General features: G+C 36.9%; 15 protein-coding genes. 7 read left to right on the plus strand and 8 right to left on the minus strand.

The annotated features are described in order from the left end of the window. Positions 1-66: 66 nt before the first annotated feature. The 3 genes from recO to hpf are packed head-to-tail and all read right to left on the minus strand — an operon-like array spanning position 67 to position 2,125. Positions 67-852 carry a DNA repair protein RecO gene (gene recO / locus O5636_RS08870; protein WP_269622433.1) on the minus strand — a complete coding sequence of 262 codons (786 nt, stop codon included), beginning with the start codon at positions 850-852 and terminating at the stop codon, positions 67-69. Then, a complete protein-coding gene (deoC, locus tag O5636_RS08875; RefSeq protein ID WP_269622434.1) occupies positions 849-1,496 on the minus strand; it encodes a deoxyribose-phosphate aldolase in 648 nt (215 codons plus the stop codon). Before deoC ends, recO begins: the two co-directional genes overlap by 4 nt. A 41-nt stretch (positions 1,497-1,537) precedes the next feature. Then, a complete protein-coding gene (gene hpf, locus O5636_RS08880; protein ID WP_269623581.1) occupies positions 1,538-2,125 on the minus strand; it encodes a ribosome hibernation-promoting factor, HPF/YfiA family in 588 nt (195 codons plus the stop codon). 24 nt (positions 2,126-2,149) lie between these two features. Here hpf and lipB point away from each other — a divergent pair, with 24 nt between their 5' ends. The 5 genes from lipB to queA all read left to right on the plus strand — a co-directional run bounded on the left by lipB (position 2,150) and on the right by queA (position 8,116). Further along, the gene (gene lipB, locus O5636_RS08885; RefSeq protein ID WP_269622435.1) at positions 2,150-2,818 is read left to right on the plus strand and encodes a lipoyl(octanoyl) transferase LipB; all 669 of its coding nucleotides are present in this window, start codon (positions 2,150-2,152) and stop codon (positions 2,816-2,818) included. A gap of 93 nt (positions 2,819-2,911) precedes the next feature. Continuing rightward, positions 2,912-4,864, plus strand: coding sequence for a long-chain fatty acid--CoA ligase (locus O5636_RS08890; protein WP_269623582.1), 1,953 nt, complete (start codon positions 2,912-2,914; stop codon positions 4,862-4,864). A 73-nt stretch (positions 4,865-4,937) separates the two neighbouring features. After that, positions 4,938-5,381 carry a YlqD family protein gene (locus O5636_RS08895; protein WP_269622436.1) on the plus strand — a complete coding sequence of 148 codons (444 nt, stop codon included), beginning with the start codon at positions 4,938-4,940 and terminating at the stop codon, positions 5,379-5,381. Positions 5,382-5,567: 186 nt separating this feature from the next. Next, positions 5,568-6,944: a dihydrolipoamide acetyltransferase family protein gene (locus O5636_RS08900; RefSeq protein WP_269622437.1), complete on the plus strand. Its 1,377-nt coding sequence runs from the start codon at positions 5,568-5,570 to the stop codon at positions 6,942-6,944. Positions 6,945-7,000: 56 nt separating this feature from the next. Then, positions 7,001-8,116: a tRNA preQ1(34) S-adenosylmethionine ribosyltransferase-isomerase QueA gene (queA, locus tag O5636_RS08905; RefSeq protein WP_269622438.1), complete on the plus strand. Its 1,116-nt coding sequence runs from the start codon at positions 7,001-7,003 to the stop codon at positions 8,114-8,116. Here queA and cysK read toward each other — a convergent pair. The 4 genes from cysK to O5636_RS08925 form a co-directional block, all read right to left on the minus strand. Next, complete coding sequence (gene cysK, locus O5636_RS08910) at positions 8,113-9,099, minus strand: cysteine synthase A (RefSeq protein WP_269622439.1); 987 nt, start codon at positions 9,097-9,099, stop codon at positions 8,113-8,115. The two genes, queA and cysK, sit on opposite strands and share 4 nt — an antisense overlap. Before the next feature lie 89 nt (positions 9,100-9,188). Beyond that, entirely contained in the window at positions 9,189-10,661 is a 1,473-nt protein-coding gene (locus tag O5636_RS08915) for a PLP-dependent transferase (RefSeq protein WP_269622440.1), read from the minus strand. Continuing rightward, positions 10,658-11,827 carry a trans-sulfuration enzyme family protein gene (locus O5636_RS08920; protein WP_269622441.1) on the minus strand — a complete coding sequence of 390 codons (1,170 nt, stop codon included), beginning with the start codon at positions 11,825-11,827 and terminating at the stop codon, positions 10,658-10,660. The genes O5636_RS08915 and O5636_RS08920 overlap by 4 nt, the downstream gene beginning before the upstream one ends. A 220-nt stretch (positions 11,828-12,047) precedes the next feature. Continuing rightward, positions 12,048-12,914 carry a hypothetical protein gene (locus tag O5636_RS08925; RefSeq protein ID WP_269622442.1) on the minus strand — a complete coding sequence of 289 codons (867 nt, stop codon included), beginning with the start codon at positions 12,912-12,914 and terminating at the stop codon, positions 12,048-12,050. Between the two features lie 211 nt (positions 12,915-13,125). On the opposite strand from O5636_RS08925, the gene O5636_RS08930 reads away from it, so the two are divergent. Then, complete coding sequence (locus tag O5636_RS08930; RefSeq protein WP_269622443.1) at positions 13,126-13,275, plus strand: hypothetical protein; 150 nt, start codon at positions 13,126-13,128, stop codon at positions 13,273-13,275. A 4-nt stretch (positions 13,276-13,279) separates the two neighbouring features. Continuing rightward, complete coding sequence (locus O5636_RS08935) at positions 13,280-13,468, plus strand: hypothetical protein (protein ID WP_269622444.1); 189 nt, start codon at positions 13,280-13,282, stop codon at positions 13,466-13,468. Positions 13,469-13,533: 65 nt separating this feature from the next. On the opposite strand, the gene O5636_RS08940 is transcribed toward O5636_RS08935, so the two are convergent. Continuing rightward, complete coding sequence (locus tag O5636_RS08940) at positions 13,534-13,836, minus strand: TIGR03894 family protein (RefSeq protein ID WP_269622445.1); 303 nt, start codon at positions 13,834-13,836, stop codon at positions 13,534-13,536. Between the last annotated feature and the right edge of the window lie 284 nt (positions 13,837-14,120).

The raw sequence follows: 14,120 nt of genomic DNA on the forward strand, positions 1-14,120 counted from the left end.
TCTCTTTTGAATTTCATATGTTTAATTTTCTTATGTATTTAAAAGGTTCAATTTTATTCAATACAATCAATTGCAATCATTAGATGAATGAATTTTTTTTAACATCCTTAGAGAGTTCAAACCTTTATTAAGATGACTTTCCACCCAAATTTCAATTACAAATAATAGCTTTAACCAAACTTTTTTAGGACCAAGAATTTCACCATTTTTTTTAATTGGCAGATTCGGCCTGAGAAGGCATTGCAAGAGACCTAGCTCGGATGGGTTCAGTAAAACTTTGGCGTTAGGATGTTCACCTATAGCAAAACCTTCATGAGGAATAAGGCTGCAACTCCAATTCCAATTGCCTAAGGGAGGGATAAGGTCAATATTGTTTTTGCAGCAAGATTGAATAGGGAGGCCATAACCCCCAAGAGCAAGTAAATGGACACATGATTGAACACAATTTGCCAATATCTCTAATTGAGATATGTGGTCTTTTTCAAGCCGTTCAAGATGAATTAAGATCGCCTCTAAAATTTCAGGTTGAGCATCATTTGTTCCTACTAATAAAATAGATAGTTCTGTTAAAACTTGTGCAGCAGCAAGTGTATCTAGCTTTTCACCAAGCTTACTAAAACTTTTAAGAATTTTTATTTGCCTTGCTTTTCGCAGCTTGGACTTTCCTACAATTTGAATTTCAAGATATGTTAAAGCCGAAGTTGCAGCGAGTTTGCTTTTTGGGCGTCTAGCGCCTGGCACGGCAATACGCAAAATACCCTCTTGATAACTTAGGAGAGTTAACAATCGATCATTCTCTCCTAATGGGCCTACTTTTAACGCAAGTCCTTGAATCTTTTTCTCATTACTCACTGTTTTTGTGCTTGAAACTCTTTAATTAAATTCATCCCAACAGAAGTTCCGATAAACTTTGTACCTGCCTCTATTAGTTCTATTACCTCAACAAGACTTTTAATTCCTCCAGCAGCTTTTATTGCACAACGGTTTTTTGTTATAGAGACTAATTTTAAGATGTGAGATTTAGTTGTTTTTGGCCCAAATCCAGTGCCTGTTTGAATTTCAGATATGCCTGCTTCTAAACAGGCTTCTATAGCAATAGTCAACTTTTCATGAGAGAGCTGGTTTGTGTCAAGAATTACTCGGCAAGGTAAGCCTATTTCATTTATATCTGCAAGCTCTTCCGCAAAATTTTGAATATCGCCTTGATGAAGTTTGAGAAAATTAGGGACTACTTCTATCTCATCTGCTCCATGCTCTGAGGCCCATTCGGCCTCTATCTTTTTTATTTTGCTAGGGATGGCACCGAAAGGAAATGCTATAACTGCAATAAGACTAGTTTTTTTATTAGTGGCTATGCGTTTTCTGGCCTCTGGGATTCTAATGAGGTTTGTACATAAACCTGCAAAATTAAAATGATTGCAGGCGTCACAGATTTGGTTGAAAGACTCCAAATCAAGATGAGGTTCTAAAGCAGCTTGATGAATGAAAGATGGCAAGTCAGAGATTATCTTGTGCAAAGATTTATATTGATATGGCATTAACTCTTGGCTTGAATAACGCCATATCCTCCGTGATTTCGTTTATAAATAACCTGTAATTGTTGACTGTCTATATCTTTGAAAACATAAAAGTCATGGTCTATTAAATCAAGCTGATGCCTTGCTTGTTCAATGGTCATGAGAGGCATTGGAAAATATTTGCGTCGTATACCTGGTGTAGGTAGTTGGGCCTCTTTGCCTTCTAAGAGCGAACTGTCTATGGACTTCTCTTCTAGAATTTTTTCCGTAGCAGGTGTAGGAGAAGCACTATGCCCATTACTGTGATGATGATCAGTATGACGCTCTTTGTATTTTCTTAATTGTCTGCAAAGCTTATTTGCAACAAGGTCAATACTTGCATAAAGATTTTGGCTTCGTTCTTGTGCACGTATAACAGTGCCATTAGCAAAAACAGTCACCTCAGCAGTTTGTTGGGGCACTCTTGGATTTTTTGCTACTGATAGATGAACATCAGCTTCTTGTACCATTTCCTCAAAATGATGAATAGCTTTTTCAAGTTTTGCCTTTGTGTATTCACGTAATGCAGGTGTTAACTCAAGATTTCGGCCATGAATCAACAATTTCATTCTTCCTCCTTGAGATCTAAAGATATGCATAAGTTAGCCATAAAATATCTATCAGAAGAAGGTCCCTCTACGGTTCTTTTTGAACCTACTGAATTAATAGATTTTCAATCTGCTTGGGATTGGCAGAAGAACTGGCAAAAGGCTTTATTAGCAGATCCTTCGTCTAAACAAGCGATTTGGATGCTTGAACATTTTCATTGCTTTACTCTTGGAAGAGCTGCTAGTAAAGATAATTTACTTTTTGACTCTAAAAAAACATCAGTAGATTTATATCGAATTGATAGAGGAGGCGAAGTTACACACCATTTACCTGGCCAATTAGTGGTTTATTTGGTGTTAGATCTTCACCGTTATAAAACAGATTTGAATTGGTACTTAAGAGAGCTTGAAGCTGTTTTGATTGATGTATTGGCTGATCTTGGGCTGATTGGTCAAAGAATGAAGGGCCTGACAGGTGTTTGGTGCGAAGGTAAAAAGGTTGGAGCAATTGGGGTAGGTTGCAAAAGATGGGTTACTCAGCATGGATTAGCCTTGAATGTTAATTGTGACCTGTCTGGTTTTAATGAGATCATTCCTTGTGGCTTATCAGAACATCCAATTGGCAAAATTAATGAATTCATTCCTGAAGTTAAAATGAGGGAGGTTCGTTTTTTTATGAAGAAAAACCTGAGCAAGCATTTCGGATTGTTATAGAAGTAGTAAAAAAACTTTGGGAGGACGTAAAAATTTATTATTCAAATGTCAACCTTAAAAATTGGGAGTAAAAGTTTGCAAATTTTCAAGAGAATGAATGGTGCAGAGACCAATGCGAAGAATGGTTTAGCAAGATCACATTGGATTTCTACACAACGAGAGCAAAAAGCACTAAATGCTCATCATTGTGTAAAGGAAATTAAGCGAGTTGATCAAATATGGCCATGGTTGAGAAATCATCATGGTGATTTATTAGCTGTTGATGCTCCACATTCAATAGCCCGTGAGAGTTATACCTATAAAGAGCTTGCTGACAAGATTTCAATAGCTGCAGCTGCTTTTAATTCTTTAGGAGTAAAAAATAATGATGTTATTGCGTTGTTTTCAGAAAATAGTCCTCGATGGTTAATTGTTGATCAAGGTTTGATGAGGTTAGGGGCTGCTGATGCTGTGAGAGGAGCTTCAGCGCCAGTCGAAGAGCTTCGTTATATCTTGGATGATTCTCAATCAGTTGGTTTAATAGTTCAATCAGCAAGCTTGTGGGAAAAACTTTCGTTAAATCAAGAGCAAAAAACACAATTAAAATTTGTTTTACAGCTAGAGGGAGAGACTAAAGATGGTTTGATTAAATGGGAAGACTTTATGCGAAGTGGAGAAAAGTATCTTCAAAAGCCCGTTGCAGATAATTGTTCCAATAACATTGCAACTATTTTATATACTTCTGGGACTACTGGTCGCCCTAAAGGTGTCCCTTTGACTCATGAAAACTTTCTGCATCAAATGCGATCTTTAGCATGTATTGCGAGCCCTTCTCCGGGTACACCTCTCCTTAGCGTTTTACCTATTTGGCACTCTTATGAAAGGAGTGCTGAGTATTATTTCTTTTCTTGTGCATGTTCTCAGAACTATACAACTATTAAACATTTAAAAGATGATTTAAAAAAGGTTAAACCTGTTGTTATGGCAACAGTTCCAAGGCTTTGGGAGGCGATTAAGACCGGTTTTGATGATGCGTTAAATAAAATGCCTCGCTCTCGTCAATTAATTATTAAAGCTGCTCTTTCTAATAGCCATTGTTTTAAATTAGCTTTAAGGGAATCACGTGATTTGTTATTGGTAAATGTAAAAGTTTATAGGAGAATATTATCTTCTTTAGAAGTTGTTTATCGTTGGCCTTTTCATTGTCTTGCTGCTTTAACTTTGTGGCCCAAAGTTCTTAAACAACTTTCGGGTGGTAGGTTGCAATTCCCAATAAATGGAGGGGGGGCAATAGCTCCTCATGTTGATGAGTTTTTTGAAGCTCTTGGAGTAGAATTATTAGTTGGCTATGGACTTACTGAGACAAGCCCTGTCTTAAGCTGTAGAAGAACCTGGAGGAATATTAGGGGCAGTTCAGGATTGCCCTTGCCTCAAACAGAGTTTCGTATAGTTGACCCTGAGAAAGGTACGCCAATGCGATTTTCTCAACAAGGAAAGGTTTTGGTGCGAGGGCCTCAAGTAATGAAGGGTTATTTAAGAAAACCAGAAGAATCTCTAAAAGTACTTGATTCAGAAGGATGGTTTGATACTGGTGATCTTGGAATGTTGCTTAAAGACGGAACAGTTGTGCTTACTGGAAGAGCTAAAGATACTATTGTTTTAAGTAATGGGGAGAATATTGAACCAGGGCCATTGGAAGAAGCTTTGGTTTCTAGTCATCTTATTGAACAGTTAATGATTGTTGGTCAAGACCAAAGGCAATTAGGGGCTTTATTAGTTCCTAATGTTGAACAAATGTTGATTTGGGCATTAGAAAAGAATTTGTCTTTAGGAGAAGACTTGGGGGGCTCTTTTGGTGATAAGAATTTAAGAAAGTTTCTTAAGGGAGAAATTAATAGGCTGCTTTCTATTCGCCAAGGTTCTCGTTCTGATGAAAGAGTAGCCGGGGTGGCTTTAGTTAAGCCATTTTCAATTGAGAATGGCTTATTAACGCAGACGTTAAAACAAAGACGCGATAGGATTGCAAAACGTGATCGTAATGCTATTGAAGATATTTTTGGTTTATAACTTTTTTCGTGGAAAATTTAGTTAAACTATTTCACATTGGCTGAGAACCTTGGCCTGAATTGCTTTTTTATTAATGTCTGAAGTAACTACTCTTTCAATTAAACGTTCTATCACTATTAGAGCTGTTGTTACTCCTGCTTGGAAAGAAGAAGCTGAGAAGGAAATAAGCTCGGCTATTTCAACAAGTGATCAGCAATTAGCTCAATTAGAACAAGAAGGTCAACAAGTTGTTGAAGGGTTAAGAACTCAAACTTCAAATCCTCTTGATCCTCGAGTTCAAGAACAAGTTGCTCAAGTTCAGCAACAGGTCGCAATGAAACGTTCTGAGTTAGAGGAACAAAAACGAAACTTGTTACAGCAACAAGCTCAAATTAGAGAGTTAGAGATGGAAGAGATTGTTGAACAAGGCCAAATAGAGAGTTTTTGTGATCTAAAAAAAGGAGATAACTTGGTAGATAAAATGAAGGTTTCTTTGCTTGTTAGAGATGGCGTTGTTGAGTCTATAGATCAAATTTGATTTTTGATTTATTTCTTTTTTAATACATTCTTGGGAGTTTTATAAATTAAATGCAAGCAAAAAAAGTAGAAGCATGCACTTTGAGAACTAACATGATAAATAACTGGTCTGATCAAGTGATCTGAGTCTAAAAACTTGAGTCACTTGTTTAGGTAAAATACTCAAAACTAAGTCCAAGACACAATTATGGCATCACACGACATTTTTATGCCAGCCCTTAGTTCAACTATGACTGAGGGGAAGATTGTTGAATGGTTAAAAAAACCTGGTGAAAAGGTTGCAAGAGGAGAATCAGTTCTTGTCGTTGAATCGGATAAAGCTGATATGGATGTTGAGTCTTTCCAAGATGGGTTTTTGGCTGCTGTTTTAATGCCTTCGGGTAGTACTGTTCCAGTTGGTGAAACAATAGGTTTGATTGTTGAATCAGAAGGCGAAATAGCATCTGTTCAAGCCAATAACCCACCTCAGTCAAAAGGCTCTATTTCCAAAGAGTCTTCTCCCACAAAGGACAAAAAGAAAATAACTGCTTCTCAAACCCCAGCCAAATCTGCTTCTCCATCTGCTGTAAAGCAAAAACTACCTTCTTCAGTTCAAATTCCTCATAGAGCTGTAGTAAATACAGGTAGGGTTATTGCTACTCCTAGGGCTAAAAAACTTGCCTCTCAACTTGGCGTTGACTTAAAAACAGTTCCTGGCAGCGGCCCTCATGGAAGAATTCAAGCTGAAGATGTTCAGAAAGCCCAAGGCCAGCCTGTAACTGTTCCTTGGATTGCTGAAAGCAATGCTCCTGCCTCGATTGCTTTTGAGAAAGCTTCTGTTGCAAATCAGCCTTCTGATAATTCTGTCAAACGTATTGATGAAATCCCCAAGGGCAATAGTTTTGGTAAACCAGGAGAAACAATTAAATTCAATACACTGCAGGAGGCTGTAAATAGAAATATGGAGACCAGTTTATCTGTTCCATGTTTCAGAGTGGGATATGCGATTACAACAGATAAACTTGATCATTTTTATAAGCAAGTAAAGCCTAAGGGAGTCACAATGACAGCTTTGCTTGCAAAAGCTGTTGGAATCACTTTAGCTAGACATCCTCAATTAAATGCAGCTTGGAGTAATGACGGTATGGTATATCCCAATCAAGTAAATGTTGCCGTTGCAGTAGCAATGGAGGAAGGGGGGCTTATAACACCTGTGCTTCAAAATGCAGATATTGTTGATTTGTTTGAATTGTCAGCACAATGGGCTGATTTAGTTAAGCGTTCTAGAGCTAAGCAATTGCAACCTAATGAATACAATAGTGGGACTTTTACTCTTTCAAACTTGGGTATGTTTGGAGTAGATAGATTTGATGCGATACTTCCTCCTGGGACGGGAGCTATTCTCGCAGTTGCTGCCTCATTGCCTACAGTCATAGCAGGTAAAGATGGATCTATTTCAGTGAAACGTCAAATGCAAGTAAATCTTACTGCTGATCATAGAGTGGTTTATGGTGCTGATGGCGCAGCTTTCTTGAAAGACCTCTCGCATTTGATTGAGAATAAACCTGAAAGTCTTGCTGCTTAAAGATTAGTATTGTTCTTAAAAATGGATTGCGTTAGTTAATTAGGTGATGATTGAAATTGTTATCTGAATCCAGAGATTTTTTACTCAGTTCTTATGACTATGAGTTGTCAAATCAACTCATAGCTCAAGAGCCTATTGAGCCAAGGCATGAAGCTCGCATGATGGTTGTCTCTAGGCAATCTGAAGATTCCTTAGAAATTAGTCATTCGAAAGTTTGGGATTTAACTACGGAGCTAAAAGAAGGGGATCTATTAGTGATGAATGACACTCGTGTGTTAAGAGCAAGATTAAAAGTCCGATTAAAAAATGGTGGTTTGGGAGAACTTTTGTTATTAGAACCTAAAGGTGATGGGAAATGGTTGTGCCTAGTAAAACCTGGAAAAAAAATGAGACCTGGTGATTGTTTTTTGTTAGAAGCTGGTGGAAAACAATCTCTTTCATTAACTATCGTTGACAGAGATGTGAAGACTGGAGGTCGAATTGTTCAGTTCCCTAAATGCTTTAGTGATAGAGAGAAGATTGAACACTGCCTTGACTTGTACGGTGAGATGCCTGTACCCCCATATATTCATAGGCATGATTCAAGTAATGATCAGCGATATCAAACTAGATATGCATCTCGCCCAGGCGCTGTGGCAGCTCCAACAGCAGGCTTACATTTTAGCGATGATCTTTTGGATGATTTAGCTAAACGCGGAGTAGAACAAGCAAGAGTGACACTTCATGTAGGCCTTGGAACTTTCCGACCATTGGAAGAGGAGAATTTGGAAAATTTACAACTCCATAGTGAGTGGGTTGAGGTGAAGCCAGAGGTTGTTTCAGCCTGTCAAGCGTGTCAATTGAGAGGAGGACGCATTATTGCTATTGGGACAACAACTGTAAGGTCTCTTGAAGCATCATTTATAGCTGGAGGAGGGTCCCTTAAACCATTTAAAGGAACAGTTGATTTAGTTATTAAACCTGGTTATAAATTTGGAGTTGTTGATGGGCTATTGACAAATTTTCATTTACCAAAAAGCTCATTGTTATTATTGGTAAGTGCATTTATTGGCCGGCAGAAACTGCTTGAGTTCTATCAAGAGGCAATAGAAAGAAAATACAGGTTCTTTTCTTATGGAGATGCAATGTTTATCTCTCCAGATGCTGTTTTACCCTCTGCCCGACTTTATTAGTTATTGCTTGGCTGTTGAATAATACCTGTTGGGACATCTTCAAACATTATTGATGAAAGATAACGCTCTGCAAGATCTGGAAGAACGACAACAATTGTTTTCCCAGCAAATTCATCTTTCTCGGCCAATCTAATGGCTGCTGCAGCTGCCGCTCCACATGATATACCAACCAATAAGCCTTCTTCTTTCGCTAAGCGAAGTGCCATGGCTATTGATTCATCATTAGTGACTTGTTCTACTTGATCAACCAGTTTTAGGTCTAGGTTCTTAGGGATAAAACCGGCGCCAATCCCTTGGATTTTATGAGGTCCAGATTTAACTTCTTCTCCGTTGAGAGTTTGGGAAATTACAGGACTATGAGATGGCTCTACTGCTACGGACAGAATACTTTTGCCTTTTTCTTCTTTTAAATAACGAGAAACTCCTGTAATAGTTCCTCCAGTACCTACTCCTGCAACAAGCACATCAATATTGCCATTGCAATCATTCCATATTTCTGGTCCGGTTGTTTTGAAATGAATCTCTGGATTGGCGGGGTTATCAAATTGCCCTGGCATGAAGTATTTATTTGGGTCACTTTCTGCAATTTCCTTGGCTTTGGCTATAGCACCTGGCATCCCTTTCGCTGCTTCAGTAAGGATTAGTTCAGCTCCAAGAACAGCCATTACTCTACGTCTTTCTAAAGACATGGACTCAGGCATGGTAAGTATAAGTTTGTATCCCTTTGCAGCAGCAGTGAAAGCCAAAGCAATCCCTGTATTCCCTGAGGTGGGCTCAATAATGGTCTGATGTTTTTTGAGAACTCCTTTTTTTTCAGCGTCCCAAATCATATTCGCTCCAATCCTGCACTTCACGCTGTAAGCAGGATTACGTCCTTCAATTTTTGCTAAAACTGTAGCTTTTGAGTTTTTAGTGACAGAGTGAAGTTTTACCAGTGGGGTGTTGCCTATAGCAAGGCTGTTGTCTTCGTATATTGGAGACATTGTTAATAATCCAACCTATTAATACTTAGCTAAGGTTATTGCTTCGTGCATAATTCTGATGTTGATCTAAAAACTATTGAATCTTTTAATTAACTTTCCAATGCTGTTTTGAAGCGATCCCATAGATCTTCTGCGTTCTCAATGCCAACCGAAACTCTAATTAGTGCAGGGGGTACACCACATTTTTGAGCCCAATCCAGTTCCTTGTAATGTGCCAATAGAACATATGGACATGCCAATGTAAACATTGTTCCTAAACTGGGCCCTTTACATACTTTTAATGAATTGTAAAATCGCTTAGCTTTGTGAATCCCGCCTGATAACTCAAAAGACAGTAAACATCCATATCCCCCATGTGCGCGCATAATTGATTGAAAATTTTGACAGTATTCAGGATGATGTACTTTTTTTATTTGAGGATGATTCTCTAAACGAGTTTTGAGTTGCATGCAAGATTGATTTAATAGATTTACGCGTGTTGTTACATCTTTGCTTGCTTCTGCAAGAGGAATTGCATCAGCATCGGATAAATGACTGAATGGTTCAATAGAGAAGAGCTCTTGCAAGGTTTGTTTCCATTGAGATTCAGGGCTGATCACTAAAGAACCTGCAAGGATATCTCCACAACCTGCGAAGCTTTTTGTTAGTGATGTAAATATGATGTCGGCATAAGGGAGAGGATTGATATTTATAGCTGATCCAATAGTGTCATCTGCAATAACCGGGATTCCTTTTTCATGTGCAATTTTTGCTATAAGAGGTAGATCAACACATTCCAACATCGGGTTGCTTGGCAGTTCAACAATTAATGCAGAAGGCTTTTTTTTATCGAGTTGATTGGCTAATTTTAAAGGATCTAAATTAAGTATGAGTTCACAGCCATTAAAGATTTCTTGGGGAAGTTTTAAAACATCAACATAGGGGAAGCCTAATTGCATTGTTCGATTCTGAGGTCTGCATTTTTGTAATGCTTCTAGGGCTGTGGTTAAAGCAGCCATTCCTGAAGGATGGAGTTGAATTAAATTTGATTCGCACCCATAAATTTTTGCTAGTCGATTCCGTATAGCAGTCCTTGCATGTTCACCTGCGTTTTTTGAAGGAGTCTTTTCTTTATTAAGTGCTATCGCTGCCTGTCTAGAAGAGGCTCCTAGTCCTGTGTGTTGCCAAAATGCTTTTGCTGCTGGAGTAGTATTACTATCAACGATTAAGCATTGAAGACCAGCAACTTCTTTAATAGTTATCTGAGCATTATTGTTAATTTGATTACAATATTCCTTGGCTTTTTTTGCAGTAATGATATTTGGATAAGGCCATGCACTATTAGCACCTTTAAGATGAAGATTCAGTGCTTTTTCACCAACTGCCTTTAAAAAAGGGTGTAACCCAAAGCGGGGGTAGATAGATTGAAGATTGTTGATGCATTCTGGATCTTTTTCTTCATATGCAATAACATCTTCCCATCTAGGCAAGGCTACTGAGACTGCATGTGGACTTGGCGGAATGGCTTGCCCAAGATGTTTGGGTTCCCAAAGAGGATCAGTTAGTAATTCACTTCCAATCACTTTAATTGGCTAAGACTTTGGTTTAGATCATTTTCTAGATCAATTGAGTCTTCGCATCCAATTGACAAGCGAACTAGTGATTCATTGATCCCAAGCTTTTCTTTTATTTGCGATGAAAGGGAGGCATGGGTCATAGTTGCAGGGTGACATACAAGACTTTCAACTCCACCGAGGCTTTCAGCCATGGTAAAAAGTTTAAGGTTTTTGCAAAAATTATAAGTTTGGGTTTGATTAGCCTTAAGACTTAGAGTAATCATTGCTCCTCCTCCGGCCATTTGTTTTTTAGCCAGATCATTTTGAGGGTGGTCTGTTCGAAAAGGATATCTTACCCATTTAATGGATGGGTGTTTAGCTAATTCATTGGCAAGAGAAAATGCAGTTGCCACTTGTCTTTGAATACGTAGAGGAAGTGTTTTGATACCTCTTGTAATGAGCCAACAGTCAAAAGGAGATGGTTGTAGACCTAGTGATTTTTGTGCAAATTTCATGCGTTCTTCCCAATTGAAGTCTTGGGTGCAAACAGCACCACCTAAGGCATCGGAATGTCCATTAATGTATTTAGTAGTACTGGTTAGTGATATAGTCGCCCCTAGATCAAGTGGGCGTTGCAACAACGGCGTTGCAAAAGTATTGTCTACTACGACGGGTATTTGATTTTGATTAGCAATTTTGCAAATCTTTCTTATATCGATAATTTTTAAAAGTGGATTGGTTGGGCTTTCTATCCAAACCATTGTTGGATTTATTTTTTTAATGGCCTCTATGGAATTTATTGTTGTAAAGTCAATCCATTTTGTTTCAAGCCCAAATTTTTGAAAAACTTGCTCAAACAATCGAACGGTACACCCGTAAAGATTTTCTTCACATAAAACAAGATCTCCAGATTTTAACGAACTTGCTATTGCGGTAATGGCACTTACTCCTGATCCAAAAACAGTTGCATATTGGCAGTTCTCTACAGATGCCAAAAGAGATTCTAATATTTTGAAGTTTGGATTTCCTGAACGAGTGTAATCAAACCCTTCGGGATTGCCATGTTTAAAGGTTGAACTAGGAAATATTGGCGGCATCACTGTACCTGTATTTTTTGCAAAACCGTCACCGTGGTGTATCACCCTTGTATTGATTCCTAGGGTGTGGCTCTTTTTTGTATCTCTTGAAGCCACTTGGTTGATTTGTGTTTTACTTAGGCTAGATAATCATTGTATATAAATATTGAATGGAAGTAGAAGTTATATTTTTGAAGTGAAATTAAATGCTACGAGTAATCTTAGAAAGACAATTTTAATGTGAAACATTGATTTTAAGAGTGCTTTCCCTGCATGAACCAAAAAATATTCAAAGATTCTAAAGAATAAATATCTATTTAAATTAATATCGTGGATACTATGAAGAATTCCTTTCGAGAGAGATGATTTTTTTTACCAGCTCTACTTTTCTAAGCTTGGAAGTATTTGAAACTCCTATTAATAATTTCCTTAGTTCAATATTTGTCATTTTCATTAGTTTCATTTCTCTTTCTTTTAATTCGATTTTCTTTAATGCCTCAGGGTTTTTTGAAATTAAATCAATCAATTGATCTCGACTTAGCTTCGGGACGAACTCTATGTCTTTAAGGAAGGATCTTAGCTCTTCAGTACTTCTTTTGGTTAATTTAGTTGAAGTGGTGATATCAATTACCTTATCAGTTTGATTTGTAGCCTCAAATAGCTGCTTAGAAAATTCAAAAATTATTAGTAATAATAAGAGTGTAAATTCTATTATTTTGTCTATATCAATAGAAGTTTCCTGTATAAACTCTTTTAAGTGAACTCTTAAAGGTGTTTTTTTCTTATTTCTTTTAACTGCAATGGGGTTTTGATTTAAAGGTACAAGAAAATTGTCTGTTTTTAATAGATTTTTTGAATCCTTTAAGGGTTTATTTATACTATTAAATATTGCCTCTTGTTGACTTTCTGCCTCTTTCTCCAAGGGATTATCATTTGCTATTTCTTCTTTGATTAATTGCGTTTGTAAGCCATCATTAGTTTGTTTTTTTTGATTAACTGGTTTATTATTAAGGTATGATTTTGTTGCAATAAATATTATTAAAAATAATAATATTATTGCAACAAAAAGCCCAGCTTCTGCTTGTAAATCATTTATAATTTTTAATTTGTTAGAGCTTAAAAGTTCTGCATAGTTATTAGCAGCTTGGTCGGACCATCCAATCAATTTAAGCTCTCTAACAGTATTGGGAAGTTCTTGAGCCAAAAAGAATAAAGCTTTTACTTTGATTATGAGTAAATAATGTTTTTTGTCGAACTAATATTATTATTTGCAAAAAAACAACAAGTAGAATCTGAAATAAATGCAAAAGCTGAGACTAGTAGTTAATACTTAGGTACTTTATATTCCTTGATAAAAAGTCATGTGAAAAGTGAATTTATGCTAATAGTGGCATCCGTCAAAGGAGGTTTAAAGTATGTCTTCTAAGAATAGAGACCTATTCCTTGTTGAACAAAGAGATGCGATAGATTCTTACTTTGAATGTATCACTGAATGTAGTTTGGGCAGTGAGGGTGTTGAATGTACTACTCGTTGTTTAGAAGTCCATTTAAAAAGTGAGGAATAAAAAAATGAATCGACATAATTCAGCACACCAAAGGAAAACAACTCTTAAATGGACTTCTGATGGAGAGCTTTCTCCTATTGATAAAGCGAGGATTCTTGAGAAACTTACAAACAAAGATTTAACTGAATGTAAATTGGCCTGCAAAGTAGTTAGTCAAAAGCAAAGTGATTTGGATTTAGGTTTATGGTGGTAGATCCTCTTTGATATGACCTTAAGAATAAAATAAGATTCAGTGTCTTGATATTAAAAATGTTTTCTTTAGTTAGCAGCAGATCTTCTGCGAACTGTCCTTTTACCTTCGCTTGCTTCTTGGCTTTGAGATGATTTTGATGTTGTTGGGTTTTCTTCTTTTTGATTAGGGCTTTCATCGACATCTTCCATTTCTAAGCAAGTTGCTACAACCATTGCAGCTTGAATTGAGTCTGGAAGATCTCCAATTGTTATCAGAGCTTTTAGGACCAGTTGCATCCTAGGGTCTTTGCCAAGCTCTGGACGAAGTTTTTTAACAGATTGCCAAAGCTCTTTTGTTACTTCTTTGAGCAGTGCCTTGTCGGTAACCACAGAAATTATTTTGTATATGATTACTTAACGTAACAGCTCATCTGAAAAATGCTTTATTGCATTCTGTCCTTAGAACATTTAAGAATGAAAAAAATGGCTGTGAATTTTGAATGTCATCGATTTTAAAAAGGATATTTATTTTTTAAATTTTTCTTTAATAACCTTCAATTTTATTTAGCAGCAAGCAATTTGACTTTAATTTTACATTTGTGATTTTCTCGATCAATATAAAAAGATTAAAAATCTCCTTGCTTTTATTTTTTTAATAAAACCTCATCTATTCA

Origin of the sequence: Prochlorococcus marinus str. MIT 0918, assembly GCF_027359415.1 — a bacterium.
GTDB classification, from domain to species: domain Bacteria; phylum Cyanobacteriota; class Cyanobacteriia; order PCC-6307; family Cyanobiaceae; genus Prochlorococcus_E; species Prochlorococcus_E marinus_C.

Coding starts and splice junctions, on each gene's coding strand:
- hpf (WP_269623581.1), bottom strand. CDS start 2,125: ATGAAATTGTTGATTCATGGCCGAAATCTTGAGTTAACACCTGCATTA.
- lipB (WP_269622435.1), top strand. CDS start 2,150: ATGCATAAGTTAGCCATAAAATATCTATCAGAAGAAGGTCCCTCTACG.
- O5636_RS08890 (WP_269623582.1), top strand. CDS start 2,912: ATGAATGGTGCAGAGACCAATGCGAAGAATGGTTTAGCAAGATCACAT.
- O5636_RS08895 (WP_269622436.1), top strand. CDS start 4,938: ATGTCTGAAGTAACTACTCTTTCAATTAAACGTTCTATCACTATTAGA.
- O5636_RS08900 (WP_269622437.1), top strand. CDS start 5,568: ATGGCATCACACGACATTTTTATGCCAGCCCTTAGTTCAACTATGACT.
- cysK (WP_269622439.1), bottom strand. CDS start 9,099: ATGTCTCCAATATACGAAGACAACAGCCTTGCTATAGGCAACACCCCA.
- O5636_RS08930 (WP_269622443.1), top strand. CDS start 13,126: ATGTCTTCTAAGAATAGAGACCTATTCCTTGTTGAACAAAGAGATGCG.
- O5636_RS08935 (WP_269622444.1), top strand. CDS start 13,280: ATGAATCGACATAATTCAGCACACCAAAGGAAAACAACTCTTAAATGG.